This window comes from Rhizobium giardinii bv. giardinii H152, from assembly GCF_000379605.1.
In the GTDB taxonomy this organism is placed as follows: Bacteria; Pseudomonadota; Alphaproteobacteria; order Rhizobiales; family Rhizobiaceae; genus Pararhizobium; species Pararhizobium giardinii.
The window spans coordinates 54,001-80,153 of record NZ_KB902624.1; the positions used below are offsets into that span (position 1 = coordinate 54,001).

26 protein-coding genes and 1 pseudogene are annotated in these 26,153 nt (G+C 60.4%); 17 read left to right on the forward strand and 10 right to left on the reverse strand.

The features are described from left to right. Positions 1 to 68: 68 nt before the first annotated feature. A complete protein-coding gene (locus tag A3AY_RS0111150) occupies positions 69 to 1,295 on the reverse strand; it encodes an acyl-CoA dehydrogenase family protein (RefSeq protein ID WP_018325759.1) in 1,227 nt (408 codons plus the stop codon). A gap of 215 nt (positions 1,296 to 1,510) precedes the next feature. Continuing rightward, a complete protein-coding gene (locus A3AY_RS0111155) occupies positions 1,511 to 2,533 on the reverse strand; it encodes a substrate-binding domain-containing protein (RefSeq protein WP_234913153.1) in 1,023 nt (340 codons plus the stop codon). Positions 2,534 to 2,851: 318 nt separating this feature from the next. Here A3AY_RS0111155 and A3AY_RS41655 point away from each other — a divergent pair. The 3 genes and pseudogenes from A3AY_RS41655 to A3AY_RS0111170 form a co-directional block, all read left to right on the forward strand. Next, positions 2,852 to 2,992: pseudogene (locus A3AY_RS41655) on the forward strand (BrnT family toxin); the annotation flags it as partial. 55 nt (positions 2,993 to 3,047) lie between these two features. After that, the gene (locus A3AY_RS37040; protein ID WP_154663278.1) at positions 3,048 to 3,545 is read left to right on the forward strand and encodes a BrnA antitoxin family protein; all 498 of its coding nucleotides are present in this window, start codon (positions 3,048 to 3,050) and stop codon (positions 3,543 to 3,545) included. An 84-nt stretch (positions 3,546 to 3,629) separates the two neighbouring features. Continuing rightward, positions 3,630 to 5,045, forward strand: coding sequence for an LLM class flavin-dependent oxidoreductase (locus A3AY_RS0111170; protein ID WP_018325763.1), 1,416 nt, complete (start codon positions 3,630 to 3,632; stop codon positions 5,043 to 5,045). A gap of 172 nt (positions 5,046 to 5,217) precedes the next feature. Here the strand turns inward: A3AY_RS0111170 and A3AY_RS0111175 are convergent, their stop codons facing one another. The 4 genes from A3AY_RS0111175 to A3AY_RS39105 all read right to left on the reverse strand — a co-directional run bounded on the left by A3AY_RS0111175 (position 5,218) and on the right by A3AY_RS39105 (position 8,870). Beyond that, positions 5,218 to 5,748: a dihydrofolate reductase family protein gene (locus A3AY_RS0111175; protein WP_018325764.1), complete on the reverse strand. Its 531-nt coding sequence runs from the start codon at positions 5,746 to 5,748 to the stop codon at positions 5,218 to 5,220. Positions 5,749 to 5,852: 104 nt separating this feature from the next. Further along, the gene (locus A3AY_RS0111180) at positions 5,853 to 6,881 is read right to left on the reverse strand and encodes an ABC transporter permease (RefSeq protein WP_018325765.1); all 1,029 of its coding nucleotides are present in this window, start codon (positions 6,879 to 6,881) and stop codon (positions 5,853 to 5,855) included. Then, on the reverse strand, positions 6,881 to 8,413 hold the full coding sequence (locus A3AY_RS0111185) for a sugar ABC transporter ATP-binding protein (protein ID WP_018325766.1): 1,533 nt from the start codon (positions 8,411 to 8,413) through the stop codon (positions 6,881 to 6,883). The genes A3AY_RS0111180 and A3AY_RS0111185 overlap by 1 nt, the downstream gene beginning before the upstream one ends. 172 nt (positions 8,414 to 8,585) lie before the next feature. Beyond that, the gene (locus A3AY_RS39105; RefSeq protein WP_154663279.1) at positions 8,586 to 8,870 is read right to left on the reverse strand and encodes a hypothetical protein; all 285 of its coding nucleotides are present in this window, start codon (positions 8,868 to 8,870) and stop codon (positions 8,586 to 8,588) included. A gap of 54 nt (positions 8,871 to 8,924) precedes the next feature. On the opposite strand from A3AY_RS39105, the gene A3AY_RS0111190 reads away from it, so the two are divergent. The 4 genes from A3AY_RS0111190 (at position 8,925) to A3AY_RS35060 (ending at position 11,800) form a co-directional block, all read left to right on the forward strand. Further along, the gene (locus A3AY_RS0111190) at positions 8,925 to 9,764 is read left to right on the forward strand and encodes a MetQ/NlpA family lipoprotein (RefSeq protein ID WP_018325767.1); all 840 of its coding nucleotides are present in this window, start codon (positions 8,925 to 8,927) and stop codon (positions 9,762 to 9,764) included. A gap of 79 nt (positions 9,765 to 9,843) precedes the next feature. Beyond that, a complete protein-coding gene (locus A3AY_RS0111195; RefSeq protein WP_018325768.1) occupies positions 9,844 to 10,911 on the forward strand; it encodes a methionine ABC transporter ATP-binding protein in 1,068 nt (355 codons plus the stop codon). Beyond that, entirely contained in the window at positions 10,892 to 11,548 is a 657-nt protein-coding gene (locus tag A3AY_RS0111200) for a methionine ABC transporter permease (protein WP_018325769.1), read from the forward strand. The genes A3AY_RS0111195 and A3AY_RS0111200 overlap by 20 nt, the downstream gene beginning before the upstream one ends. Positions 11,549 to 11,554: 6 nt before the next feature. Further along, positions 11,555 to 11,800 carry an ATP dependent DNA ligase gene (locus A3AY_RS35060; RefSeq protein WP_018325770.1) on the forward strand — a complete coding sequence of 82 codons (246 nt, stop codon included), beginning with the start codon at positions 11,555 to 11,557 and terminating at the stop codon, positions 11,798 to 11,800. A gap of 123 nt (positions 11,801 to 11,923) precedes the next feature. On the opposite strand, the gene A3AY_RS0111210 is transcribed toward A3AY_RS35060, so the two are convergent. Continuing rightward, positions 11,924 to 13,120: an MFS transporter gene (locus A3AY_RS0111210; protein ID WP_026203333.1), complete on the reverse strand. Its 1,197-nt coding sequence runs from the start codon at positions 13,118 to 13,120 to the stop codon at positions 11,924 to 11,926. Positions 13,121 to 13,627: 507 nt separating this feature from the next. Further along, positions 13,628 to 13,789, reverse strand: a complete 162-nt coding sequence (locus A3AY_RS40465) for a hypothetical protein (RefSeq protein ID WP_234913145.1) — start codon at positions 13,787 to 13,789, stop codon at positions 13,628 to 13,630. Positions 13,790 to 13,816: 27 nt separating this feature from the next. On the opposite strand from A3AY_RS40465, the gene A3AY_RS40470 reads away from it, so the two are divergent. The 9 genes from A3AY_RS40470 (at position 13,817) to A3AY_RS0111270 (ending at position 22,905) form a co-directional block, all read left to right on the forward strand. Further along, a complete protein-coding gene (locus A3AY_RS40470) occupies positions 13,817 to 14,257 on the forward strand; it encodes a hypothetical protein (RefSeq protein ID WP_018325774.1) in 441 nt (146 codons plus the stop codon). A 311-nt stretch (positions 14,258 to 14,568) separates the two neighbouring features. Then, positions 14,569 to 15,165, forward strand: a complete 597-nt coding sequence (gene msuE / locus A3AY_RS0111235) for an FMN reductase (RefSeq protein ID WP_018325776.1) — start codon at positions 14,569 to 14,571, stop codon at positions 15,163 to 15,165. Between the two features lie 22 nt (positions 15,166 to 15,187). Next, positions 15,188 to 16,291, forward strand: a complete 1,104-nt coding sequence (sfnG, locus tag A3AY_RS0111240; protein ID WP_018325777.1) for a dimethylsulfone monooxygenase SfnG — start codon at positions 15,188 to 15,190, stop codon at positions 16,289 to 16,291. 140 nt (positions 16,292 to 16,431) lie between these two features. After that, positions 16,432 to 17,355: an ABC transporter ATP-binding protein gene (locus A3AY_RS0111245; RefSeq protein WP_018325778.1), complete on the forward strand. Its 924-nt coding sequence runs from the start codon at positions 16,432 to 16,434 to the stop codon at positions 17,353 to 17,355. Further along, complete coding sequence (locus tag A3AY_RS0111250; RefSeq protein WP_018325779.1) at positions 17,355 to 18,251, forward strand: branched-chain amino acid ABC transporter permease; 897 nt, start codon at positions 17,355 to 17,357, stop codon at positions 18,249 to 18,251. The genes A3AY_RS0111245 and A3AY_RS0111250 overlap by 1 nt, the downstream gene beginning before the upstream one ends. A gap of 3 nt (positions 18,252 to 18,254) precedes the next feature. Further along, on the forward strand, positions 18,255 to 19,304 hold the full coding sequence (locus A3AY_RS0111255) for a branched-chain amino acid ABC transporter permease (protein WP_018325780.1): 1,050 nt from the start codon (positions 18,255 to 18,257) through the stop codon (positions 19,302 to 19,304). A 92-nt stretch (positions 19,305 to 19,396) separates the two neighbouring features. Then, complete coding sequence (locus tag A3AY_RS0111260; protein ID WP_018325781.1) at positions 19,397 to 20,731, forward strand: ABC transporter substrate-binding protein; 1,335 nt, start codon at positions 19,397 to 19,399, stop codon at positions 20,729 to 20,731. 118 nt (positions 20,732 to 20,849) lie between these two features. After that, entirely contained in the window at positions 20,850 to 21,632 is a 783-nt protein-coding gene (locus tag A3AY_RS0111265) for an ABC transporter ATP-binding protein (protein WP_018325782.1), read from the forward strand. A 25-nt stretch (positions 21,633 to 21,657) separates the two neighbouring features. Beyond that, positions 21,658 to 22,905, forward strand: coding sequence for an SfnB family sulfur acquisition oxidoreductase (locus A3AY_RS0111270; protein WP_018325783.1), 1,248 nt, complete (start codon positions 21,658 to 21,660; stop codon positions 22,903 to 22,905). Between the two features lie 1,161 nt (positions 22,906 to 24,066). Here the strand turns inward: A3AY_RS0111270 and A3AY_RS0111275 are convergent. Both A3AY_RS0111275 and A3AY_RS0111280 read right to left on the reverse strand, forming a co-directional pair. Beyond that, positions 24,067 to 24,543 (reverse strand): MgtC/SapB family protein, encoded by a 477-nt coding sequence (locus A3AY_RS0111275; protein ID WP_018325784.1) that lies wholly within the window; start codon positions 24,541 to 24,543, stop codon positions 24,067 to 24,069. Between the two features lie 13 nt (positions 24,544 to 24,556). Next, a complete protein-coding gene (locus A3AY_RS0111280; protein ID WP_026203334.1) occupies positions 24,557 to 24,907 on the reverse strand; it encodes a DUF1622 domain-containing protein in 351 nt (116 codons plus the stop codon). Positions 24,908 to 25,671: 764 nt separating this feature from the next. Between A3AY_RS0111280 and A3AY_RS0111290 the strand changes: the two genes are divergently transcribed. Beyond that, a complete protein-coding gene (locus A3AY_RS0111290) occupies positions 25,672 to 26,118 on the forward strand; it encodes an NUDIX domain-containing protein (protein ID WP_026203335.1) in 447 nt (148 codons plus the stop codon). Positions 26,119 to 26,153 lie beyond the last annotated feature (35 nt).

The window sequence follows — 26,153 nt, forward strand, 5'->3', positions numbered from 1 at the left end:
ATGCCGGGACGCATGACCCTCATCCGGCCTGTCGGCCACCTTCTCCCCGCGGCGGGGAGAAGCCCCCCTCAGCTATAAAGGCTCGGCTCCGGAACCCGTCCATTCAGCTCGAAGTCCCCGACTTCGCGGGCCTTGTAGAAAACCGGGTCATGCAATGTATGGGTCCGCACATTTCTCCAATAGCGATCGAACCGGTAGTGGGACGCGGTAGCGCGGGCTCCCATCAGCTCGAACACGCGCGAGGTGATGTCGAGCGAGACATGGGTGGCGTTGACCTTGGCGGCATAGGCTTCGATCGCGGCTTCACCGCGCTCCCGCTCGCTTACATTGCGCCCGCGGGAAAGTGCTGACTGCACTGCTTCGGCGGCAACATCGGCAAGTGCTGCGGAGGCCTTGAGCGTCGCGTGGAATTCGCCGATGCGCTCGAGAATATACGGGTCTTCGCGAGCAGCCTTGACGCCGGAGGTGAGCCAGGGTCGCGTCGTCGTGCGCACGTAATCGCTTGCCGCCGCAAGCGCACCTTCCGCCGTGCCGAGATAGAAATTGACGAAAACGAGCTGAATCAGCGGCGTGTTGAAGGTGGCCGGCACGGGGGGTGCCGCATCCTTGTCCACCAGCGGAAACAGGAAATCGCTCTTGTAGACCTTGTAGTCCTTGAACTCGACGCTGCCGCTGTCGGAAAGCCGCTGGCCGATATTGTCCCAGTCGTCGCTCGCCACATAGCCGGCGCGATCGGTCGGCAGAACCAGATTGGCGATCTGGTCGCCAAAGGCCGCGTTGGCGTTGATGCGATCGGAAACATGCGCGCCGGTGGAAAAGGTCTTGCGGCCATTGAGCAGGTAGTGATCGCCGCTCTTCGTCAGCGTCAGACCCGGATCGCGCGGGTTAACGGCAGCACCCCAGTACAGCGATTTCTCCACCGTCTCGGCACCTAGATCATGGGCCTTCTGCGGATCCTGCACGGCCCAGTAGGGATACTGGCTGTTTACATAATGATAGCCGAGCAACTGCCCGATCGAGCTTTCGCCCCGCGCCAGAATGCGCACGAGCCTGAGCCCGTCCACCCAGTCGAGCCCGCCGCCGCCAATATCCGTGGGGTGAAGGGCATTCAGCAGCCCTGCCGCTTTGAGAATGGTGATCTCTGCAATCGGCGGCTTACCTTCGCTATCGAGTTCAGCCGCGCGGCGGGCAAGATCGGCGGAAATCGCCTCGGCCCTGGAAAGCAGCTCCTGTCGCTGATCCCGTTGCCTTTTTCCCTGTTGGGCGGGCTCTTTGAGCAGATGCAGAGCGATCATCGAAGTCTCCTGATGTTAATGCAGAAAAGGAAAGGGGAGTTGCCCCGTGTGGTTGCCGACAAATCCGTCCTCATCCTCCGCGTCACCTCGGCCTTGTGCCGAGGATCCATCAGCACGTCACCGATTGATCCGCTAAAAGAGGCTGGGGACAGGCCCGAGCATGACGGAAGGAGTCTTTGCCTTGATCAAAGAGCTGACGGAACAGGCCCCGGAGATCAGAACAATTTGGCGGGTATCCAGTCGGCACGCACCGCGTCGCTGTCGTTGAAGGCCGGCACCTTCGCCGCCAGTTCCTCGATCGACTTGACGCCGGCTTCGCGCAGCGCCGTCTGGGTGAGAAGCGAAGGCTTGACGAGGATCTGCGAAGGCACATCCTGCCCGGCGATCTTCAGCGCCGTTGCACGGATCGAAACGGCACCGACGACGGCCGGATTGGTTGCGACAGTCGCCACCCAAGGGCTGCCTTCCTCGGTGATTTCCTGGATGTCGGCGGTGGAAACGTCGGCCGAATAGATCTTCAGCTTGTCGGAAATGCCGAGATCGGCGGCCGCGAGCTTCACGCCCCGGGCGAATTCGTCATAGGGCGCGAAAACGACTGATATATCCGGGTTTGCGGTCAGCACCGCCTTGGCCTGATCGGCCGTGCTGGTCGCGGTCGTATCGTTGACGGCGCCAAAACGCGCTTTTTCGACCACGCCCTTGTTCTCGGCCTTGAACTTTTCCCAGACCTCGTTGCGGCGATCGAGCGGAGCGAAACCGGCGACATAGACATAACCGGCGTTGAATGATGTGCCGCTGTCCTTGACCACCTGCTCCAGCGCGAGGCGGGAAAGCTCATGGTCGCTCTGCTCCACCTGCGGAATGGCCGGGTTGTTGAGGTTGACGTCGAAGGCCACGACCTTGATGCCGGCGTCCAGCGCCTGCTGGGCGACATCCGTCAGGGACTCCGGCTGGCCGTGATCGATGACGATGCCGTGCACGCCAAGATTGATCGCCTGCTGGATCTGGTCGCGCTGCTCGGCGGCATGCTGCCGGCCCGGGAAGACGCGCAGGTCGATACCGAGCGCCTTGGCCTGGGCTTCTGCCCCCGCCTGATAGGCCTGGAAGAAATCGCCCGCCGAAACATAGGAGATCAGCGCCACCTTGACGCCGCCCTTGTCGAACGGGGCAGGAGCCCCGGCAATGCCGTCGGCCTGCGCGACGCCAAAGAGAGTGAAAGTGGCCGCCGTCGCGGCCATGAATGTCTTGATCGCCTGTCGCATGTGCTATGCTCCCTGAAAAGCCGATCTCTTTTGATCGGTCCGCGCTCCCGATGATGCGGTCAGAAGAGAGATTAAAATCTATAGATTATATTGATAATTATGGACTTCCAATTTGCGGGGGCGTGGAGAGAATATTTTGCTGCCGGATCGCGGGATGGCGCGAAAGATGCGTTGTGGAGAGGGATGCGCCCCGCCAGTCGCGTCCTTCTTAAGCCTGTGTGTCCAAGCTTTGAAGCTCGATCAGCGGTCTTCGCAATGAGTAATTATTGTACATACAAATATTTATTGAGATTTCCCGCCAAGGGCATTCGGTCGAAGGCAATCGGCCGCCTGGCGGACGGAACCATAGTGGTAATTTTCGTGACCCTCGGCACAGAGGCAATTTCCGTTATCTCGATGCGACCGGCGGGCAAAGCTGAAAGGAACCTGATCTGATGAGTGTTAAATCCTCTGGGAAGTTTCAGTCCGAGCGGGGCTATACGCAGCAGGATTGGGTATTGTCTCCGGCAATCCTCCGCTGACAAAGGAAGAGATGAAAGGCGGCGCGTCCTTTCAGGGAGGTGTTCCCCGAGATTGCCGAGAAATGGCGAAGGCTGTTCGTGGCAGGCCGAAGGCTGAGGTAACCAAGACTTCGGTCACCATCAGGCTCGATCCCGAAGTGGTCGATCAATACAAGGCGACCGGCAAGGGCTGGCAGAGCCGTATCAACGAGGATCTTCATGAAAAGTGTTCATTCATCCGATGCGGATCGACAGTTTCAGGCGCGCTTGTTGATGAGCCATTGGTGATTGTGCCTGCGGCTTCTCTTTATGAAGCTGCGGTGGATTACTTTGGGAGTGACATCAGTTTTGAGGGAGAAATCCATCAGCTTCGCGGGTCAATCGCGCTGGTTAGACCGGGACGTGGAGAAGAAAATGGTTTATCGGAAGTCTTAGGGTTTCACTGCGCACGCAAAACCCTTCCTCAATTTACTCTATTAAAAACATAGAATTTCTGTATCTCAATTTTCGACCGGTTATCCTCCATTCCACGCGGCGTTTTCCACGCCTCATCAGGAATTCCGGAGAAACCCATGGCCCGCCAAATCCGTTTCAATGCCTTCGACATGAACTGTGTCGGCCATCAGTCGCCCGGTCTCTGGGCGCATCCGCGCGACAAATCGTGGAAATACAAGGATCTGGACTACTGGCAGGATCTCGCCCGCACGCTGGAGCGCGGCATTTTCGATGGCATCTTCATCGCCGATGTCATCGGCTATTACGATGTCTACAAGGGCTCGAATTATCACGCGATCCATCAGGCAGCGCAGATCCCGGTCAATGACCCGCTGCAGCTTGCCGCTCCGATCGCGCTCGCAACCGAGCATCTCGGCATCGGCATCACCGCCTCCACCTCCTTCGAGCATCCCTACACCTTCGCCCGTCGGCTTGCGACGGCGGATCATCACACCAAGGGCCGCGTCGGCTGGAACATCGTCACCTCCTATCTCGAAAGCGGCGCGAAAAATGTCGGGCAGGGCGGCTTGCGCCGGCACGACAACCGCTACGAGGTTGCCAACGAATATGTCGAGGTGCTCTACAAGCTCTTCGAAGGCAGCTGGGAAGAAGGCGCGGTGTTGCGCGACCGCGAAAACCGCATCTTTACCGATCCCTCCAAGGTTCACGAGATCGGCCACAAGGGCAAGTATTTCGACGTGCCCGGCTATCACCTGAGCGAGCCTTCTCCGCAGCGCACGCCGGTTCTCTATCAGGCCGGCGCCTCCGGGCCGGGCAAGACATTCGCGGCCGGCCATGCCGAGTGCATCTTCGTGGCGGCGCCGACGAAATCGGTGCTGAAGGGCTATGTCGCCGATATTCGAGAGCGCATCGCGGCGGCCGGGCGCGATCCAAAGAAGGTCTATATCTACACGCTCATCAGCATCATCACCGACGAGACGGAAGACAAGGCGCAGGCGAAAATCGAGGAATACAAGCGTTACGTTTCCTATGACGGCTCGCTGACCTTCATGTCCGGCTGGAGCGGCATCGATTTCGGCCAGTATGCGCCGACCGATGTCGTGGAGCGCATCGAGACCAACGCGATCCACTCCTTCGTCGAGCACATCGCCGGCGGCGACAAGTCCTGGACGATCGACGAGCTGGCGCAGTTCGGTGGCATCGGCGGCATGGGTCCGGTCTTCGTCGGCTCGCGCGAACGCATCGCCGATATCCTGCAGGAATGGGTCGAGGATACGGATGTCGACGGTTTCAACATTGCCTATGCCGTCACGCCCGACAGTTTTGAGGATGTGGTCGCCCATATCGTGCCGGAACTACAAAAGCGCGGCGCCTATCCGACCGCCTACAAGCCGGGCACGCTGCGCGAAAAGCTGTTCGGGGAGGGGCCGTATCTGCCGGTATCCCACCCGGCCGATGGCTACCGCGACATAGAGGCCGTTAAACGCCGCGAGGCGGAGCAGGCGCCGTCGCTGAAATCGGTGAATGGGTGAGGGGTTCTTCCTTCTCTCCGCTTGCGGGGAGACGGTGGCCCGAAGGGCCGGATGAGGGGTAAAAACATCGGCGTTTTCGAGGATGAGAAATTGCCCCTCACCCTAGCCCTCTCCCCGCCTGCGGGGAGAGGGTACGATCGTGTCTGCCGCTTGCCCGTAAATCCACTTCACCTCAACCCGGAACGTAAGTCAGCCTGATCACATCCCCGGCAATCCGGTCATGTGTGACAAGGCGAAGCGCCGGCAGAGGACCGGCGAAGTAGGGGGTGCCCTGGCCCAACACGACAGGATGGAGGTAGATGCGATATTCATCGATCAACCGCAGTTCGGTGAGGCTCTGCGCAAGATTCGGTCCCGCCACCTCGATTTCGCCGTCATAGTCGGCCCTCAGTTTTCGAATGGCACGCTCAAGATCGCCGTCCAGAAGACTGGCATTTGGCCCGACAGGCGGTCGCGAATGCGAGACAACCCATTTCGGCTGCTTGCGCCATGCGTCCGCGAAAGCCCGTTCATCCGCATCCCACTCAGGATGCTCGTTGTCCCAATAACGCATGATCTCATAGATCCGACGCCCGTACAGGCTGCCCGTCTGCTTCTCGGCTTCCTGGATGAAGTGGCGGAAGAGCTCGGCGCTCGGCGCAAAGGCCATATGATCCACATAGCCATCCAGCGACTGGTTCATTCCAAACACGAGCTTCGCCATGGGCCCTTCCTCCCGGAACCGGATATCCCTGCTTGGCATTGACAACCGATCGTACCGTAGACCAACCGGTTTCATATCGCAACTGGTTTTGAGCGAGCGGCGCGTCAGGCTTTGCGGGCGATGCCGTAGGTCAGTGCCAAGGCGCCGACAAGCACCGCGCCCTTGACGAAATCCTGGGTGTAATACGGAGCGTTCAGCATGGTGAGCCCATTCAAGAGCACGCCGACAAAGACGGCACCGACAAGCGTGCCGAAGACATTCGGACGGCGAAGCCCGAGAACGGCAAAGCCGATCAGTGCGGCCGCGACGGCATCCATCAGCAGCGAGCCGCCGGACGACACATCGCCTCGTCCCACGCGCGCCGCAACCACGATGCCGCCGAGCGAGGCGAGCGTGCCGGAGATCACATAGGCCAGCGTCTTCAGCCGGTCAGTCGGCCCGCCGGCAAGCCGCGTCGCCAGCTCATTGCCGCCCGTCGCAAACAGAAGCCGCCCGATCCGCGTCCGCTCCGTCAGTACGTAGAGTGCGACGGCCACGATGGCCATCAGGATCACCGGCAGCGGCACAACACCGAACAGGCTGGAGCGGCCGATGGTGAGAAACAGCGGATCGTATTTCCCCGTCGCCGTAGAGCCGTCGGGCAGGATCAGCCCCGGCGAGATCGAGCGCCCGGCGGTCGGGATCAGCTGCAGCCCGGTCAGCAGAAACATCATGGCGAGCGTCGCCAGCAGATCCGGCACCTTCAAGCGCACGATCAGCAGCGCATTGAGAAGCCCGATCGCCGCCCCCAGAGCCAACACCAGAACGACGGTTTCGCCGGCGCCAAAACCCCAGACGATCATGAAATAGCTCGCCGCCATCACGCTTGAGGCGGCAACCGTCCCGATCGAGAGATCGAAGCCGCCGACGGCCAGCGTCACGGTCACGCCCGCGCCGAGGATCGCGACGACGGAGACCGCCTGCAGAATGCTCATCAGGTTGTTGATGTTGATGAAGGCCGGCTGGGCGAGGGTAAAGCCGATCATCAGTGCGGCAAGCAGGATGAACACCGCGCCGGAGCGCAGGATATCGCGGATGCCGTCATCGGTCCTGGTCGTTGACTTGGCGGCCGGCGTGTTGTCTTGGGCTGTCATCAGGCGTGTTCCCTGCTGCTGTTCTCGCGGCTATCGTGACGGCCGGTAAGACTGCCATCATCATGGCGACTGACGAGACTGTCGCCATGGCGGCTGCTCTGGACAATGGTGTGGTGATCCATGGTCAGCACCCGGTCTGCGACTTCGAGGGCTTCTTCCGGGTCGGAGGTCGCGATCAGCGTGGCGCGATCGTTGCGGCTGCGAATGGCGGTGATGATGTCGTGGCGGGCGCCGACATCGACGCCCTGGAAAGGCTCGTCAAGCAGCAGAAGCTTGCAGGGCTCCGCCTCCCAACGGGCCAGCACGACCTTCTGCTGGTTGCCGCCGGAAAGCGTCCAGACGGACGTATTCGGACCGGAAGGGCGAATGCCCAGTCGCCTGATCGCGGTTTCCGCCTTTTCCCGCTCGCGGCGCGGCTGGATAAATCCGGTGGGATACCAGCGGTGCAGATGCGGCAGGCTGATGGTCGCGACGATCGATTCCCCCGGCCAGCCCGCCGGCATCAGCGACGAGCGGTGCCGGTCTTCGCCTGCCATGGCAACGCCGGCATCCACGGCTTCCCGTGGGCTTGAGGGCGCATAGGCCCGCCCCGCAAGTCGCATTTCGCCTTCGGCCACAGCGACGTTGCCGAAGATCGCTGAAAGCAGCCGGCTCTTGCCCACGCCGAGCACGCCGGTAATTGCCACCACCTCGCCGCGATGCAGCGTCAAGTCGAACGGATGGCTGCCGGGCAGTAGCCGCGCTCCGGAAAGCTCAAACACCGGATCGCCGGCGCCTCCGCGCGCATCCGGCCGTGCCGAGACAAGCGGCCGGCCGATCATCGTCTCGATGGCGAGATCGAAGTTCACCGGCCGGGCAAAGCTTTCGACAAGCCGCCCGCCACGCAACACGGCGACACGGTCGGCCAGCGCTTCGAGATCGGCTGTGCGGTGGGAAATATAGAGAATGGCGATGCCGCGTTTCTTGAGGTCGAGCAGCGCCGCGTAAAGCCTGCGGGACTCGGTTGCGGAAAGGCTGGCGGTTGGTTCGTCGAGGATCAAGAGCTCCGCCTTGTCGGCGAGCCCGCGGGCAATCGCTACCAGCTGCCGTTCGGCGGCGGAAAGCTCGGCAAAATCCCGGTCGACGGGCAGATCGAATCCCGCCTCCCGCAACATCGCCTGCGCCTCGCGCCGCACGCGGCCGCGGGACGCGAAAAACGGCTGTTTGCGATCGACAAACCGGTTGAGCAACAGCGCATCGCCAACCGTCAGTCCGGGAATGCCGACAAGATCGGTCGATTGATGAACGGTCACGACGCCGGCCGCGCTTGCCTCCGCAGGCGTCGCGGGCGCAAAGGCTTGGCCCTTGAAGGTGACGCTGCCGCTGTCGGCGGGCAGCACGCCGGAGATGATTTTGACGAAGGTCGATTTCCCCGCCCCGTTCGCCCCCATCAGGGCGACGATTTCGCCGCGTTCGATCGAAAAGTTGAAATCGGCAAGCGCCCGTGTCGATCCGAAGGACCGGGAAAGCGCCTGGGCTTGAAGAAGGGGCATGGGTATCACCAATTGGATTGATGGCTATTTGCCAAGGCGCACAGGCCATTCGCAAGGATGCGGTTTGCGTTCGGGAGGGGTGGAAAAGAAAATTATTTCAGCTGGTTAGGGCCCCCTTCCGTCAAGGGTACTTTGGTGGATCAAAAAAACAGATAAAATACGATTTACATATTCAACTGCGAAAGAGGCGACCCGAGTTAGCCTGCGCAATCGCCTTATCGGTGAAGGCAACCGGCTGCCTTCCAGCCATCCGGGCGCGAACTTTCATGCCCGTTTTTGATGAAACCCCGGATGTCCCGATGCGTGGTGGCTCAGCTCCAGATGATCGATAGTATATAATTTTTATAGAAATATTTTCTTTTCTCGCGCGGATTGGCGATAGGGAAAATTCCTCTTCGATCTGCCGCATAAATTGCCATTCGTTGTTCACAAAAGCGGCATTTGCGATCTTGCTCACAGAAATGCTGACGTTTCGAAGCCGGGTCCTCCCAAATGCGAGAGCAAAAACATTATGTCGAAAAAACTCTTTGAAAATGAACTCTTTTCCCGTCGTGTCGCGCTTGCCGCCCTTGCGACGGTTGCCGTGACAATCACAACGTTCTCGGCTTCCGCTCCGGCCTTTGCCGAAGACAAGAAGGAACTGAAGGTCGGTATCATCTCAGGCGAAGACGAAGACGTCTGGCGCGTCGTGACGGCAGAAGCGGCCAAGAGGGGCCTCACCATTCAGACCGTGGTCTTCAACGATTACACCCAACCGAACGAAGCGCTGTCGCGCGGCGAAATCGACGCCAACGCCTTCCAGCATCTTCCCTATCTGGAAAACCAGATCAAGACGCAGGACTACAAGATCGTTCCGGTCGGCTACACCGGCGTCTGGCCAATCGGCCTCTATTCGAAGAAGCACACCAAGGTTGCCGAACTGCAGGATGGCGCCATCATCGGCGTGCCGAACGATCCATCCAATGAAGGCCGTGCGTTGCGCGTTCTGCAGAATGAAGGCCTGATCAAGCTCAAGGACGGTACCGGCATCCTCGCGACCATCGCCGATATCGCGGAGAACCCGAAGAACATCCAGATCAAGGAACTCGATGCCGGTATCGTCGGTCGCTCGGTCGATGATCTCGATGCCGCCGTCGTCAACACCGACTGGGCGCTGAAGAGCGGCCTGACGCCGGAAAACCGCATCGCCCAGGAGCAGGTCGCGGACAATCCTTACCGCAACTTTATCGCCGTGCGCGAGGAATCGAAGGATGAGCCTTGGGTGAAGCCGCTGGTTGAAGCCTATCAGAATGACGTCGTGAAGGCGGAGTTCGATCGCGTCTATAAGGGCACCGGCATCAGCGCTTACTAAGCGGCTGAGCCTCAATCCTATGGGGCCCGCGATGCGCATGAAGCGTCGCGGGCTTGTGGCCGTTTCAGGAAAGAGAAGAATGAACAAGCATGTTTCATGGACAGCGAGCGAGACAGAGACAAGCGAAGACGTTATCCGGCTCACCGATCTGCGCCGCCGCTTCGGCGAGACGGCGGCGCTCGATGGTGTTTCGCTGAGCGTCCAGCGTGGCGAAATCCTGGGTATCATCGGTCGAAGTGGTGCCGGCAAATCCACTCTGATCCGCTGCCTTAACGGGCTGGAGCGGCCCGATAGCGGCAAGATCGAGATCGACGGGCGCGAGATCACCGGCCTCACCGAAGCCAGCTTGCAGCCGCTGCGCCGCAAGATCGGCATGATTTTCCAGCACTTCAACCTGCTGTCGGCCAAGACCGTGGAAGAGAATGTCGCGCTGCCGTTGAAGATCGAAGGGTGGCCAAAGGCAAAGCGACTGGCACGGGCCGCCGAACTTCTGGAACTTGTCGGGCTCTCCGGCAAGGCAAAGGCCTATCCTTCAGAGCTTTCGGGTGGCCAGAAACAGCGCGTCGGTATCGCCCGGGCGCTCGCTGCAAGCCCGGCGCTTCTCCTGTCGGATGAGGCCACTTCGGCGCTTGATCCCGAAACGACACGCTCGATCCTGGCACTGCTCAAGGATATCAACAGCAAGCTCGGGCTCACCATCCTGCTCATCACTCACGAGATGGAAGTGGTGCGCAACATCGCTGATCGCGTTACGGTGCTGGATGCAGGTCGCATCGTCGAAGAGGGGCCTGTCTGGCAGGTGTTTTCTCGGCCGCAGACCGAGACCACCAAGAGCCTTCTTAGTGGCATTCGTCCGCAACTGCCCCTCAACATCGCGGAACGCCTTTCTCCGAGCGGGGAAGGGGATGCCATTGTCGCCATCGACATTGCAGGGCTCGCCGCTGCGGGTCCATTCCTGCGAAGCCTTTCGGCTGCTTTTCCAAACGATAGCCGCCTCGTTCATGGCGGCGTCGATCATATTCGTGAGCAGCCTGTCGGCCGCTTCTTCGTTGCCGTGAGTGCGGCTTCTGTCAGCAATCTGGTGTCATTTGCAGAGCGCCTCGGCGCACAGGTGGAGGTGCTCGGTCATGTCGCCGATCATGCTTGAACTTCTTATGCAGTCGCTCTGGGAAACGATCCTGATGACGGCGGCGTCCGGGGTTATCTCCCTGGTCTTCGGCCTGCCGCTCGGGCTGGCGCTGGTGATCACGTCGCGCGGCGGCATCGCCGAAAATCTCTGGCTGAACGGCGTGCTCGGCGCCGTCATCAACGCCTTCCGGTCCGTGCCGTTCATCATCCTACTGGTCGCCCTGATCCCGGTCACCCGGCTGATCGTTGGCACCTCAATCGGCACCTGGGCGGCGATCGTGCCACTGTCGATCGCGGCAACGCCCTATTATGCCCGTATCGCTGAAGTCTCGCTGCGAGAGGTGGATCGGGGATTGATCGAGGCGGTCAGGGCCATGGGCGGCAATCGCTGGACGATCATCCGCGAAGTGCTGATCCCGGAAGCTTTGCCGGGTATTGTTGCCGGCTTTACGGTGACGATCGTCACTCTGATCGGCGCCTCCGCCATGGCAGGTGCCATTGGCGCCGGTGGCCTCGGGGATCTAGCAATCCGCTATGGCTACCAGCGTTTCGAGACCGCCGTCATGGTCGCCGTGGTTGCTGTTCTCATCGTCCTGGTTTGCGGCATCCAGTGGTTCGGTGACCGCGTGGTCGAACGGCTGGATCATCGCAACTAAGATCAATTGATCGGGCGAGCTTCCGATCAGGCAGTCGGCTCGGCTGGAACTGGCTTTTCCCAAGTCGTGGCGCGGGAGCTGAAGGAGTTGCTGGATCTCCTGAACGTGAAGAAGCCGCCTATTGCGATTAGTACCGGCGTCAGCGTGTTGTTTGCGCAGCCGACGATCATCGTCGAGGTCGAATACCGAGCCTGGAGCCACGACGGCAAGCTGCGCCATCCCACTCGGGAGTGCTGCTTGCGGCTCGGATAGCAGAGATAATAACCCTCATGGGCACCAATCAGCCAGAACCTCGATCAGACGAACGTCTGCCAGCAATGGAGCGGCTGCCTTTATGCCACGCTAATTGCCCTTGAGAACGGTGCGTGCGGGTTCTCAATCTTCCTCCGGCGGTTTGAGGTGTCGGAACTGCATTAGCAACAGCACATCATAGACGATCTTTAGGGCAGAACAGATGACGAGCGGCCAAGAACGGTAGGATGCCGCAAAGAGTGCACCCGCAAGGGCGGGGCTGGCCGCCGCGGCTAGACTGCGCGGCACGGATGTGAAGCTCGCGGCTGCGGCCCGCTCTGCCTCCGTCACGACAGCCATCACATAGGACGAGCGCGTTGGCACATCCATCTGCGAGAGCGCCGCACGTACCAGCAGCAACGCCAGCGCCAACGGCAAGGTGGGCGCGAATGCCGCCAGCATCAACGCAACGCTCGACGGGATGTGGGTGAACACCATGGTGTTGATGAGGCCGATGTGTCGCGACAGCCATGCTGCGACAGGAAACGAGAACGCCGACAGCACGCCCGACCAGAAGAAGAACACCCCAGCTTGCGCGAGCGACAGATCAAAACGCTCGAACAGCCACAGGGCGAGCAGCGACTGGACGACGAAGCCGCCAGCGAAGGCGTCCAGGCTGAAGAGGGCCGCAAGCCTCAAGACGATAGCGCGCGACGGTCCGAGGGCGGGGGTCCTGGAGGTTTCGTGGCTGGCGCCGCGCTTTGGTATGCGTGCATAAAGAAGGCCGCCGGCAATCCCGACAAGGGCGTAGATCACGAACATCAGCTTGATTGATGTCAATCGTTCGAGCCCAATGCCAGTTGTGAAATCGGGAAGGGCCGCCGAAAGCGCGCCGCCGGCACTGGCGAGCGCCCCGACGAGGCTGTAGCGCGCAAACATCCTTGTCCGCTCCGCATGGCTCACCTCGCGGGTGAGCGCCGCGTGCTCCAGCGGCACGAACACACTCACGCTGCCGGCAGACGGATTGATTGTGCCGGCGAATGCGATCACCAGCAGCAGCCAGTAATCGTCCGCTAGGGACATGGCGACACCCGTGGCCGTCATCAGGCTCGCGGAAGCGAGAAGCAACCAGCGGAGATTGCGGCGAGCGCCGAGAAACCCGACTGCAATGGTCAAGAGCGCCGAGCCAAAGAGCGATGCGGTGGCGATGATGCCGACCTGCAGCGGAGAAAATCCTAGAAGGAGCAGATAGACCGGCAGGAGAATGGCCACGAACCCGTCGCCGAAGTCTCGTAAAGCGCGCGCTGCGAACAGATAGGTGGTTGGGTGAATTCCTGGCACTTGTCCCTACTTTCGAGCACTGCGTCTCAGCGTGGACCCACCAGGCACGGAGGAAATGATGGACCAAGAATGAAGCTGGGGAGCTTTCCTGAGTGATGAGAGCTTGCCACAGAGGCGGCCGCTGCTTCGAGGTCCAACAGACGCGTCCCCGCTGTGGCGCCAACTCCTGCAGGCAGTCTAAACTCTGGAGGAGGAACACCGCTTTGACAATGGTCAGGAGCAATCATTTCCTCCGACCTTCGTCTTGGACGTATGACACAGGCGGCCCCGGTAGTCGCGGCGGAGTGGCAATCCCAATGGCATCTACTGACCAATTTTTATATCAAGAAATTGGTCAGTAGGGCATTGCTTTGCCTGAAGCTTCATGTCCGCTGCCCACCTGGGGTTCGGCACGAAAAAGCAAGCCGGCACAATCAACACGGCGAACACCAGCATGACGATGAAAGTGGAATGCAGCGCGTGTTTCAAGCCGGATGGATTCTGCGTCCGGCATCAAGACCCGTACATTCAGCGGGCCTGCAACTGTTCCGCCGTGATCCACTGGCCATCCGTAGCGTTGGCCAGGCCATAGGCCAGCACCGCACCGAGTATGGCTGCGCCAAGCGTGCTGCCCAAGTTGCGCGAGAAAACATTTGAAGCGGTGGCGCTGCCGCGCTCAGACCAGCTCACGCTGTCCTGGGTAAGGATCAAGCGCTGATGTTGAGCAACGCCATACCGAAACCCATGACAAGCGAACCGGCACCAGCCAATAATGCCGAACTGGAGGATGTGAGCAGGACGAGCAAGCACGTTCCGGGTGGCATGCAGAGGCTGCCGACTATCATGATCGGTCGCAAGCCGATGCGGGCGAAACTGCGCGTCGCAATCGTCGCGCCGCATGGCCAACCCAAGAGCAGCATCGTCGGTGCGAAACCTGCCACAAGCGGGGAGCGGTTGAGAACCGTCTGCACGTACATCGGCAAGAAGGTCGTCAATCCCATGATCGACATGCTCGCGAAAAACACTGCTAAATTTGCGAATGCTATCGGTCGCTTCAACCACAGGCCAGGAGTGACCATGGGTGCTTCTGCGCCGTCGCTCCTGCCAGATGAACGCGGCAAGAGCAATGACAAAGACGGCCAAAGCCACGATTGCTAACCGGAGACTGTCGGTTCCATTTCGGTCAAGGCAATCATCAGGGCGGATACGGAGATAGCAAAGCGTGCGGCTCCGAGGATGTCGACGGGCCCGGATCCGCTCTCCTCATGGCCTCCTTTGCGCGCTTCTCTGCTGGTTAGCTCCTTGATCTTGTCTTCGGCAAGCTCCCGCAGCGCCACCCAGTTGGCTCACCATGGTCGTATTAAAGAAAGCGACGTTTTCCAAATCTTCCGTGTCTTTTGAAAATCCATTCCTGTTCAATAGCGATTATCTACATAATCTATATGAAATAAAGAAAATGGGAATTTCAGATGACTGGTCCAACCATCCTCGGTCTATCCGGGAACGTCAAACGGCCTTCACGCACCGCCTCGCTTGTCGACGCTGTCGTTTCTTCGGCTGCGGAGCGCCTGGGCGCGAGCGGTCGGCTGATCGAGTTGGTGGACGCCGCCCCTGTTCTTTTCAGAGCCCTGCGCGCAGATCAACTCGATGCGGAGGGCCGCGCAATCATTGACGCCGTCGAGGCGGCCGACGTGCTCGTTGTCGGATCGCCCGTCTACCGGGCTTCCTACACCGGCGCGCTGAAGCATCTCTTCGATCTCGTCGATTACCGGGCGCTGACCGGCAAGCACGTCATCCTCGTCGCGACGGGCGGAACCCCGCTGCATGGGCTGATGACTGAACATCAGCTGCGGCCGCTGTTCGGCTTCTTTAATGCCCTTACGCTGCCAACCGCCATCTACGCTACCGAAGCCGATTTCACCGACTACGACATCAGCAATACCGCCGTTCACGAGCGCATCAATCGCGCAGTGTTAGAGCTCACGCAGGTTCGGCCGACGGCCGATCAATCTGCTGTTGCCGGTGGGGCCGGTCATCGCGTGGCGCTCGTCGCTGCTTCGGCTTGATTTTTTTGAAGAGGAGAACACCATGACTTACGCGAACAGAGAGCTGGTCAAATTTGCCTATTGGGTGCCGAATGTCTCGGGCGGACTGGTCATTTCCAATATCGAGCAGCGCACGAGCTGGACGATCGAGTATAACCGCAAGCTCGCGCAGATCGCGGAAGCCAGCGGCTTCGACTATGCGCTGAGCCAGATCCGTTTTACCGCAGGCTATGGCGCCGAATTCCAGCATGAATCGGTTTCGTTCAGTCATGCGCTGCTGGAATCGACGACGACGCTCAGGGTCATTGCTGCCATCCTGCCCGGCCCGTGGAATCCGACGCTGGCCGCCAAGCAGATCGCCACGATCAACCACCTGACCAATGGCCGCGTCGCCGTCAATGTCGTCAGCGGCTGGTTCCGTGGAGAGTTCCATGCGATCGGCGAGCACTGGCTGGATCATGACGAGCGCTATCGCCGGTCGGAGGAATTCATCCGAGCACTTCGCGGCATCTGGACGCAAGACAATTTCACCTTCAGCGGCGATTTCTATCGCTTCAACAATTATTCGCTGAAGCCCAAGCCGATCGATCCGCAGCCGGAAATTTTCCAGGGCGGCTCCTCGCGCGCGGCCCGTGACATGGCTTCGCGTGTTTCGGACTGGTATTTCACCAACGGCAACACGCCGGAAGAAATCCGCAAGCAGGTGGACGATATCCAGGGCAAGGCAAAGGCCAATGGCCATTCCGTCAAGGTCGGCGTCAATGCCTTCGCGATCGTGCGCGAGACCGAAGAGGAGGCCCGCGCCGTTCTGGCCGAGATCATCGAGAAGGCCAATCCGGAGGCGGTCAACGCGTTTGGCCATGAGGTCAAGAATGCCGGCAAGTCGTCGCCCGAAGGCGAGGGCAACTGGGCGAAATCCTCGTTCGAGGATCTGGTCCAGTACAATGACGGCTTCCGCTCCAACCTGATTGGCACGCCGCGGCAGGTGGCCGAGCGGGTTGTCGACCTCAAGCGCGCCGGCGCCGATCTCATCCTGCTCGGCTTCCTGCACTTCCAGGAAGAGGTCGAGTATTTCGGCAAGAACGTCATCCCGCTGATCCGGGAGCTGGAGGCGGACGAAGGCGCTGCGGCTGTCGCCGCCGAGTAATCGCACATGAGCATTGGCGGCCGGAGAACCGGCCGCCGGCAATGACAGACGACGAATCCGGACCGGGTTCGTGGTGGGGAAGGTGCGGTGCGCGCCTGTTAGGCCGGAAGGCCTGGTGGTGCACTACGGAGAACAGGGGCATGCACGCAATGACATTTGCTTTCGGAGGCTTGGGATCAGCGCCGTTTCCGCCCGACGTTCAGGAGCACCTGGTGGGGCTTGATAGATCATCGCGCGCCGACGAGACTCCATCAAGCGATGCAGCCACGAACGAGAACAGCGTTCTCGACCTGGTGGGGGTCCGCCTTTCCTTCGGCGGGGTCGTGGCCTTGAGCGATATCGACCTGTCGGTCGGACGTGGCGAGATCCTCGCGATCATCGGGCCGAACGGCGCGGGAAAGAGCTCGATCATCAATGTGATCAGCGGCGTGTACCGCCCGGATCGCGGCCGTGTGCGACTATCCGGACGAGACCATACGCAGGTTCCGACGCAGGCACTCGCTCGCCACGGCGTTGCGCGCACCTTCCAAAATCTGGCTCTGTTCAGAGGCCTGAGTGTCCTCGACAATGTCGTGGCTGGCCGGGCCTACAGGACGCGGTCGAGTTTCATCGGACAGATCGCCGGGTCGGGTCAGGCAAGGGCGGAACAGGTGGATGCGCGCGATCGCGCTGCCAGGGTTCTCGGCTTCCTGCATCTTTCCCATGTCGGCGACCGGCTGGCGGGCACGCTGCCTTATGGACTGCAAAAGCGCGTGGAGCTTGCGCGGGCGCTCGTCGCTGAGCCGAAAATCCTGCTGCTGGACGAGCCGATGGCGGGCATGACGGCCACCGAAAAGAACGAGATGGCCGATTTCGTGCGCGCTGCGCGTGATACGCTCGGGACCACGGTGGTGCTGATCGAGCACGATATCGGCGTCGTCATGGGGCTGTCCGACCGGGTCGTCGTGCTCGATTACGGTCGCAAGATTGCCGATGGCACGCCCGACGAGGTGCAGGCCAATCAGAGGGTCATCGACGCCTATCTGGGCGTCGCTCCCGAAAATGATGACGGGGAGGGGATCTGATGGCCGATTTCGACTGGCTGTTCTTCATCGAGGTACTCGTCGGCGGCCTGCTTTCCGGCGTCATGTATTCGCTGGTCGCGATCGGTTTCGTGCTGATCTACAAGACCTCCGGCGTGCTCAATTTCGCGCAAGGGGCGATGCTGCTGTTTGCGGCCCTGACATTCGTCAGCTTGACCGAACGCGGCATCTCTTTCCCGCTCGCCTTCATCATTACCTTTGGCGTCATGGTCTTCCTCGGTGTTGCCATCGAGCGCACGGTCTTGCGGCCGCTGACCAACAAACCGCCGATCACGCTGTTCATGGCGACGCTTGGCCTTTCCTACGTGATCGAGGGTGCCGCACAACTTCTCTGGGGCACACAGATCCATGGTCTGGATCTCGGTATTGAGGATCTGCCCTTCGATGTCGGCGGCGTCTATATCAGCCAGTTCGATATTTTTGCCGCGGTCGTTGCCGCCGGCATGGTGGCACTGCTCTCTCTGTTCTTCCGCTACACCCGCATCGGTCTGGGGTTTCGCGCCGTCGCCGATGATCAGTTCGCAGCCATCGCCGTTGGGCTGAGACTGCCTTGGATCTGGGCGACGGTGTGGGCGGCGGCCGGTGTGGTGGCGCTGGTCGCAGGCCTTCTGTGGAGTGCGCGGGTCGGCGTGCAGTTTTCCCTGTCGCTGATCGTGCTGAAGGCTCTGCCGGTTCTCGTTCTCGGCGGGTTCGACTCGATCCTCGGCGCGATCGTCGGTGGCCTGCTGATCGGTGCATCCGAAAAGCTCGCCGAGGTCTATATCGGCGAATATTTCGGCGGCGGCATAGAAGGCTGGTTCGCCTATGTGATCGCGCTCGCCTTCCTGCTTGTTCGCCCCTCCGGCCTGTTCGGACAAAAGCTTGTGGAAAGGGTCTGAGACATGTCGGCAATCGCGTCCGATCTCCCGCATTCCCATTTCCCAGCAAGGTGGGCCGTGACGCTGGCTTTGCTTGCGATCGCCTATGTCGGTGTGCCCCTTCTTGGCTCCAGCTATCTGTTCGAGGCCATTCTTCTGCCGTTCCTGGCGCTCAGCCTTGCCGGCGTCGGACTGAACATCCTCACCGGCTATGCCGGCCAGGTGTCGCTGGGAAGTGCCGCCTTCATGGCGGTCGGGGCCTTTGCCGCCTACAATTTCAATCTCAGGGTCGATGGATTGCCGTTGATCGCCAGCATCGTACTGGCCGGATTTGCTGCTGCCGCCATCGGCCTGGTGTTTGGCCTCCCAAGCCTCCGCCTCAAGGGTTTTTATCTCGCGGTTTCGACCCTGGCGGCGCAGTTTTTCGTGCAGTGGGCGCTGACCAAGTTCAGTTGGTTTTCCAATGACTCCGCCTCCGGCGTCATCGACGCTCCGGCGCTCTCCGTCGCGGGCTTTGTCTTCGAAGGTCCCGTAGGGCGCTATTATTTCGCGCTGAACGTCGTTGCGGCGCTGACCTTTCTTTCCTATAGGCTGGTCAATTCCCAGACGGGGCGCAACTTCATCGCAGTGCGCGACAACGAGACGGCCGCCCGTATCATCGGTGTGCAGGTGCTCAAGACCAAGCTTCTGGCCTTTGCGGTCTCCTCCTTCATCATGGGTATCGCCGGTGTTCTGTGGGCATTTGCCTATCTGCGAACCGTCGAGCCGGCCGGTTTCAATCTGGACCGTTCGTTCCAGATCCTGTTCATCGTCATCATCGGCGGCCTGGCCTCGATCCGCGGCGCCTTTTTTGGGGCGGCTCTGATCGTGGTGTTTCCTTTGCTGCTCTCCCGGCTCGGTTCGTTTCTGCTCGGAGATGTGTTCGATTCGGGCGTCCTCGACATGACCCAGCGTATCGTGCTCGGCGTGCTCATCATCCTCTTTCTGATCCTCGAACCGGATGGCCTGGTGGCTCTCTGGCACCGAGTCCGAAAACGGATCGGTACCGCGCTCAGACGGTCCCGATCCCAGTAGGAGCCTCATCGCTCTTCATCCGCAGTCAGTCCTTCATCCGATCAACCCAAAACCGGTGCTTTGCCCGGTAGATACCCGGAGTGTGTCCAGAAATGACGATCCTCAGCACGTTCAAGGCAGCCGCGCTCGCTGCCGGCATCGCCTTCACAATCGCCTTGCCGGCCGCCCACGCCGACGAGCAGTATTTCCCGCTGCAGAGTTACCGCGTCGGCCCCTATGCCGCCGGCGGCACGGGCTTCTTCGGCGGTTTCATCGACTACCTCAACCTGATCAACACCCGCGACGGCGGCGTCAACGGCGTCAAGCTGACCTGGTCGGAGGCCGAAACCCAGTACGAGGTCGAGCGTGGTGTCGAGGCTTACGAGCGCCTGAAGAGCAACCCGAATGTTGCCGCCTGGAACCCGCTTTCAGTCGGCATCGCCTATGCGATGATCGACCGGATCACCGCCGACACGGTGCCGCTGATCACCATCAACCATGGCCGCACCGATTCGAGCGACGGCCGCGTGTTCCCGTATGTCTTCCCGCTGCTGCTCAATCCCTACAGCGAAACATCCGGTATCGTGAACTATATCGCCTCGAAGGAAGGCGGGCTTGAAAGCCTCAAGGGAAAGAAGATCGCCGTGCTCTATCACGGCTCGCCCTACGGCAAGGAGACGATCCCGATCTACGAACTGCTGGCGCAGAAATACGGCTTTGAACTGCAGCAGATCGAAGTGCCGCATCCGGGCAACGAACAGCAGTCGCAATGGCTGGCGATCCGCCGTGCCAAGCCGGATTACGTCGTCCTGCGCGGCTGGGGGGTGATGAACCCGGTGGCGCTGAAGACCGCCGCCAAGACCGGTTTCCCGGTCGATCACATCATCGGCAATGTCTGGTCGAATTCCGAAGAGGACGCCATTCCGGCTGGCGAGGCCGCCAAGGGCTACACGGCGATCACAACGCAGGCATCGGGCGCCGAATATCCGGTGGTCCAGGAGATCGTCAAGACGATCTACGATGCCGGCAAGGGCAACCTGGAAGACAAGAAACGTATCGGCTCTGTCTACCACAATCTCGGCATCGTCAACGGCATCCTCAACGTCGAGGCAATCCGCATCGCACAGGCAAAGTTCGGCAAACGCACGCTGACCGGCGATGAAGTCCGCTGGGGCTTCGAACATCTGCAGCTCGATCCGGCCCGCGTCGAGGCGCTTGGTGCCAAGGGTCTGTTCCACTCGATCAACGTCACCTGGGACAATCACGAGGGCAACGGCTACGTGACCTTCCAGCAGTGGGATGGTGCTAAGTGGAACGTCGTTTCCGACTGGATCGCGCCCGACTGGGCCCTGCTGCGTCCGATCATCGAGAAGTCGTCCAAGGCCTATGCCGCTGAAAAGGGCATCAAGCTGCGCACCGCGGAAGATGCCGAGACAGCGACCAACTAATCATCCCTCCGAACCGCGCGGCCTCGCGCAGCTTCGAGGTCCCGTCGCGGGGCCTCCTCCCTTACAACCAGTCCCGCACCCGCTTTCATTCGGCCTGCGGGCTGACAGGAACACGATCATGGCTCAAGAGAACATTCTGCTGACCGTTGCCGGTGTGAGGGCGACTTACAACCATGCCATCACAGCGCTCGACGGCGTCAGCTTCAGCCTGGCACGCGGCGAGATTCTGGCCTTGCTGGGGGCCAATGGCGCCGGCAAGACGACGGCGCTCAAGGCGGTCTCCAATCTCCTGCCTGCCGAACGCGGGCAGATCGTATCCGGCAGCATCCGCTTCGACGAACTCGACGTCACCCGGATAAGCCCCGCCAATCTGGTGCGCGCAGGGCTTGTCCAGGTTCTTGAAGGCCGCCATTGTTTCCGCAGTCTGACGGTCGAGGAAAACCTCGTGTCCGGCGGGCTTGGCCGCAGCAGTTCCCGTGCCGAGATCGCCGAAGATCTGGAGAAGATCTACACATACTTTCCCAGGTTAAAGGAGAAGCGGCGAGCCCTGTCCGGACTGACATCCGGCGGCGAGCAGCAGATGACGGCGATTGCCCGGGCGCTGATGTCGCGGCCGCGTCTGCTGGTGCTCGACGAGCCATCCATGGGCCTGGCACCGATCATCGTCCAAAACATTTTCCGCACATTGCGCCGGCTCAACCGCGAGGAAGGGCTATCCATTTTGGTAGCAGAGCAAAACTCCGCCGTCGCGCTGAACTACGCCGATCGCGCCACCATCCTGGAAAACGGCGTGGCCGTGCTTTCCGGCAAAGCGCGCGAATTGCGCGAGCGCGACGACATCAAGTCCTTTTATCTCGGCAAGAAGGCCGCGGCTCCGATCAATCCGGCGCTTGCCAGCTAACCCCAATCCAAGAGGAGAAACGTCCATGACCCTATCCAACGTCGATACCGAGAATGCCGCAAAGGCGGTGCCGCCAGTTCCGCGTCCCCTCGAGCCCGCCCATATCATCAGGACCGATGCCGAGGCGATCGCTATTGCCAAGGCGCTCGCTGCCGAATTCGTCAAAGGTTCGGCGATAAGAGACCGTGACCGGATCTGGCCGGTCGAAGAACTCGATGCCTTCTCACAAAGCGGGTTGTGGTCGATCAACGTACCGAAAAAATTCGGCGGTCCGGAAGTCTCCTATGCGACGCTCGCCAAGGTGATCGAGATCATCTCGGCTGCCGATTCCTCGATCGGACAGGTTGCGCAGAACCATCTCGGTGTCGTGGCGGCGATCCGCACCGTTTCGGATGAAGAGCAGCAGACGCTGTTGTTTTCGGAAGTGCTGAAGGGCACGCGCTTCGGCAATGCCTTCTCGGAGTTCGGCTCCAAGCGGGCTGTAGACTTCGAAACGAAATTCGTCGATGCCGGCGATCATGTCGTCGTCAATGGCCAGAAATTCTATTCGTCGGGTGCGTTGCTCGCGCATCTGGTGCCGATCGTCGCGCTCGACGATGAGGGCCGGGCCTGGTATGCGATCGCCGATCGCGGCGCTGAAGGACTGACAGTGATCGACGACTGGTCGTCCTTCGGCCAGCGCACCACGCTCTCGGGAACCGTGTTGCTCAACAACGTCAAGGTGCCGAAGACCCATCTGGTGCCAGGGTACAAGGGCTACGAGGTTCCGACGGCCGACGGTGCGATCTTCCAGATCATCCAGGTGGCTGTGGATACCGGCATCGCGCAGGCTGCGATCGAGGAAACAGTAAATTTCGTCCGGACCAAAAGCCGGGCTTGGGTGGATTCCGGCGTCGACAATGCTTGGGAGGACCCCTACACGATCCAGGCGGTCGGCGACCTCACTTTGCGCCTGCACGCGGCGCAAGCCTTGCTGGAAAAGGCAGGATACGCCATCGACCGGGCGATCCTCGATCCGAACGCCGAAACCGTTGCCGAAGCCCAGATCGTCACGGCAGAGGCGAAGATCCTTTCGACGGAAATCGCCATTCTTGCAACCAACAAGCTGTTCGAACTGGCCGGCACGCGTTCGACACTTGCCGAACACGGCCTTGACCGCCATTGGCGCAACGCCCGGACGCACACGTTGCACGACCCGGTCCGCTGGAAATACGCCATTCTTGGCAAGTATTTCCTGAATGGCGAGAAGCCACCACTGCACGCGTGGAGCTGATGACCATCGGACGGGTCGCGCGTCTGTGCCTGGGTACAATCGCCGAGTTGATTTCGTCACCATCCGGCGTCGGCTGTGTCTCCACGAGTTGATGCTTGTCATCGCGGTAGGCGATGCCACGCACTGTTGACAGATCCAGTCCATTCTCCATCGCCTGCATCAGCGTGACGATGGTATCCTCGCCCGCGCCAGGCACGATAACATCAAAGACCCGGGTTTCTCGCAGAATGTCTTGCCAGTGGTTACGGCAAGACTCTGCTGGCATGCGAATTCTAGCGGATTGAATGTTGCTGCACGGCAGGTCAATCCTGCCGTGCAGATCACCCCGTGACAATCGTCGCCCGATGTTGAAGAACCGCCCATGCAAAAAGTTATAAGCTCGCCTCTCTTGCCACTGGACGGTCCGGAATGGGCTACCAGCGAGAAGAACTGCGAAAGGCGATGCTTGAGCGACGTTTCGTTGAAGTAGAGCGCACATTGGCGACACTTGAAGCCAATGGGTGAAAGTCCGCTGACTGGCCCGGGATCTCTCTGATCACCTGCGTTCCATTTCTCGCGGCAATCGCTCCAATTTCACGAATTTCTCGCTCGCCGATGGGCAACTGGCGCATCAGCGCCATATCCGTCCGCTATTGCACGGCGCCGGGAACCTATCCGGCTGTTGATGGTCCAACCGCTCTTTCAGCATACGCGCATATGGCTTCTCCGCGACACGCCGTCAAACACAGCAAACCTGCCGCGATGGTATCTGTATGTAAAGGCCTCTGACAGCTGGTTCATGCGTCTGGTTGGTAAACTGACCGGTGAGGAGGATGCAAACGTTCCCGTCGGGACGGGGAGCTTGGCAGCATCGAGCCGCCTGTTTTCCAAAGCTTTTCTTTTTCGTCGTTGGGCTGGTTGGTGGACGCTTCGCAATGAAGCTACAGCTCGACAGTTGGGATCAGTTGTCATTGGAAGTTTTCTTGTCACCTTCGTTGCGGCCGTGGGCTCGGTCTACCCCTCGGTTCCATCTGAGCCGACCTAAACCTTCATGGTCACCATTGCCTGGGCCAACCAGCCTCCCGTTGCTTTAGACAGGACGCACTTTCCGCCACATCCGTAGTGGGGAAACCGGTCCGTTCGACCAATTCCTCTTCCGGGCGGGAGGCGCCCGACCGATTGTTAGTCATTCTTACTGGAGTCACTCTTTAGATCAGCCGGCTCCTGCTTGCTCTCCCTAACCTCGTCTGGAAAACTGTCGGCAACGAAGAGTACGGCTGCCGTGACGATGCCGACGACGATCCCAAGACCCCAATAGGACGTCCCGATCGCAAGGCCAAGCGCGCCGGTGATCCAGACGGCTGCCGCTGCTTTGATTCCCTTTACGTCGAAGCCGCTCTTGAAGATGACGGCACCGCCGAGAAAGCCGATGCCGGAGAGAAAACCCTGAAGCGTGCGGCTGAGAGAACTCGGATCAGTCTCGGCGAGGTGGCGACCAAGTAGCATATATGTCGTCGATCCGATCGCGATCAGCACCATGCCGGCGATGCCGATCGCCTTGTGATGTACGCGTCGCTCGAAGCCAATGGCAGCGCCGAGCACGGCTGCGGCACATAGCCTAAGGAGGATCTCAAGCGCTTCCGCCGGCAGTTCGCTCATGCGCGCACCCCTTTCATCCTTCCTTCTCGCTGCCCTGCCACGGCCAACGGCCCTCGATCTCGACAGTGAGTGAAACGCTGAGAAAGGTTCTGATCAAGACTATGAAAGCGAGGACCAGGACATTCTCCAGCGTCGGTTCCACAGCGACCGTGCCGACGATGTCAGCGGCGACAAGAAGCTCGAGGCCGAGCAGTATCGCCCGTCCCAGACGCCGGCGGAAGTGGTAATAGGCGTCCGACTCTCCCTTGCGCAGCCTGACGAGAGAACTGACGAGCGCAAAGAGCGCGCCAACGACGATAACCCCGACGCCAGCCACTTCCAGCGCCGTGGCCGTTCCCTGCAGGACGGTATCTACCTGGTTCATTGTCATCAGCTCCGGCTTTCCGCCATCCGACGCCGACACAGCCGACGACTGAGGGAAATAATCCATCGAAAAGTTGGCGCGGCTGAATATGTTGCCACAGACCCTGTAAGTGACTCTGCTTCCGACATCCGTAAGGCCCGCAAGATTGCTGCTGACCAAATCGAGCTGGCGCACGGCTCCGCAGTGGCGGTTCCGCTTCGGCACGAACATCGGCAGTTGGCTTGCTGGACGCTTTGCCATCGTATTCAGTCAGTCAGATTCCGCAATAGCACAGCGAGTTCGCACTCTTCGATCCAGCCGGTGCGAAACGCACGCAGTTGGCAGAGTGCAAGATCAATGCTTTTGGGTTTGATGCCGCGGCGAGCACATTCGCCGAGAAGCAACCGTCCCATTATCGCAAGCGACTTCTCGTCGATCGACTCCAGGGACACGGTTTTCCCTCGGTTTTGGCGAAAGCACGACAATCTCCCAAGCGACGGAGTGTCCCTGCATGCTCAACCGACCAGGTGTTGCCCCGGGCACCTTAGGGCGTACCAGGCCATGGGCAGGCGGGCAAAGCCCGCTAGAGCCGCGCCGCCCCTTGCGTGGCGGAAACAGACGGGTGTTCGCAACGCAGCGCTGCGGGCAAGGGCGGCGACACCGAGGGGTCCCGTCGCCTGTTGGCGGCGCTTTTCACTGAGCGGCGAGGCGCCATCGAACCGTCACAAACAAGGGTAATCTCACGTGCCAGATTGGTAGCCGATCTGGAGGGGGACGGTCGCATCATGACACAAACCGCGATGAGGATCGAAATCCGCGAAGATGAGGCTGGGTTCGCTCATGCCGAGCGTTCAGCGCCGTTGATCGAGCAGGCTGGAGCCATCTGTCTCCGCAAGGCAGGCGGCCGGGAAAAGGTCGAGGTGCCTTTGATCGGCAGTCTTCGCAACGGCCGATGGGGCATTCCGAAGGGACACGTCGAGCCCGGCGAGACGTCTCGGCAGGCGGCAGAGAGGGAGGCTTTCGAAGAAGCCGGCATCATCGGCACGGCAATGGAACGGGTCGTCGGGTCGTTTGTCTACACCAAGGATAGAACCCTGTTGCGATATCGAGTTGCCGTTCACCTCGTGCATGTCAAGAAGGACCGTCGAAAGATCAAATGGGTGCCGATCGACGTCGGTAGCCAGGAGGTTGGCCAGACCTCGCTTGGGCAGATTATTTACAATTTAATTTAAGTCGCCCCACTCCCTGGCCAGACAAGACCGCCGTG

Coding starts and splice junctions, on each gene's coding strand:
- A3AY_RS40470 (WP_018325774.1), top strand. CDS start 13,817: ATGTTGAGCAACGCCATACCGAAACCCATGACAAGCGAACCGGCACCA.
- A3AY_RS0111185 (WP_018325766.1), bottom strand. CDS start 8,413: ATGCCCCTTCTTCAAGCCCAGGCGCTTTCCCGGTCCTTCGGATCGACA.
- A3AY_RS0111200 (WP_018325769.1), top strand. CDS start 10,892: ATGTCGCCGATCATGCTTGAACTTCTTATGCAGTCGCTCTGGGAAACG.
- A3AY_RS0111190 (WP_018325767.1), top strand. CDS start 8,925: ATGTCGAAAAAACTCTTTGAAAATGAACTCTTTTCCCGTCGTGTCGCG.
- A3AY_RS0111260 (WP_018325781.1), top strand. CDS start 19,397: ATGACGATCCTCAGCACGTTCAAGGCAGCCGCGCTCGCTGCCGGCATC.
- A3AY_RS0111195 (WP_018325768.1), top strand. CDS start 9,844: ATGAACAAGCATGTTTCATGGACAGCGAGCGAGACAGAGACAAGCGAA.
- A3AY_RS0111270 (WP_018325783.1), top strand. CDS start 21,658: ATGACCCTATCCAACGTCGATACCGAGAATGCCGCAAAGGCGGTGCCG.
- A3AY_RS0111280 (WP_026203334.1), bottom strand. CDS start 24,907: ATGAACCAGGTAGATACCGTCCTGCAGGGAACGGCCACGGCGCTGGAA.
- sfnG (WP_018325777.1), top strand. CDS start 15,188: ATGACTTACGCGAACAGAGAGCTGGTCAAATTTGCCTATTGGGTGCCG.
- A3AY_RS0111150 (WP_018325759.1), bottom strand. CDS start 1,295: ATGATCGCTCTGCATCTGCTCAAAGAGCCCGCCCAACAGGGAAAAAGG.
- A3AY_RS0111245 (WP_018325778.1), top strand. CDS start 16,432: ATGCACGCAATGACATTTGCTTTCGGAGGCTTGGGATCAGCGCCGTTT.
- A3AY_RS0111255 (WP_018325780.1), top strand. CDS start 18,255: ATGTCGGCAATCGCGTCCGATCTCCCGCATTCCCATTTCCCAGCAAGG.
- A3AY_RS0111155 (WP_234913153.1), bottom strand. CDS start 2,533: ATGGCCGCGACGGCGGCCACTTTCACTCTCTTTGGCGTCGCGCAGGCC.
- A3AY_RS0111275 (WP_018325784.1), bottom strand. CDS start 24,543: ATGAGCGAACTGCCGGCGGAAGCGCTTGAGATCCTCCTTAGGCTATGT.
- A3AY_RS0111265 (WP_018325782.1), top strand. CDS start 20,850: ATGGCTCAAGAGAACATTCTGCTGACCGTTGCCGGTGTGAGGGCGACT.
- A3AY_RS0111170 (WP_018325763.1), top strand. CDS start 3,630: ATGGCCCGCCAAATCCGTTTCAATGCCTTCGACATGAACTGTGTCGGC.
- A3AY_RS0111290 (WP_026203335.1), top strand. CDS start 25,672: ATGACACAAACCGCGATGAGGATCGAAATCCGCGAAGATGAGGCTGGG.
- A3AY_RS0111175 (WP_018325764.1), bottom strand. CDS start 5,748: ATGGCGAAGCTCGTGTTTGGAATGAACCAGTCGCTGGATGGCTATGTG.
- A3AY_RS0111250 (WP_018325779.1), top strand. CDS start 17,355: ATGGCCGATTTCGACTGGCTGTTCTTCATCGAGGTACTCGTCGGCGGC.
- msuE (WP_018325776.1), top strand. CDS start 14,569: ATGACTGGTCCAACCATCCTCGGTCTATCCGGGAACGTCAAACGGCCT.
- A3AY_RS0111180 (WP_018325765.1), bottom strand. CDS start 6,881: ATGACAGCCCAAGACAACACGCCGGCCGCCAAGTCAACGACCAGGACC.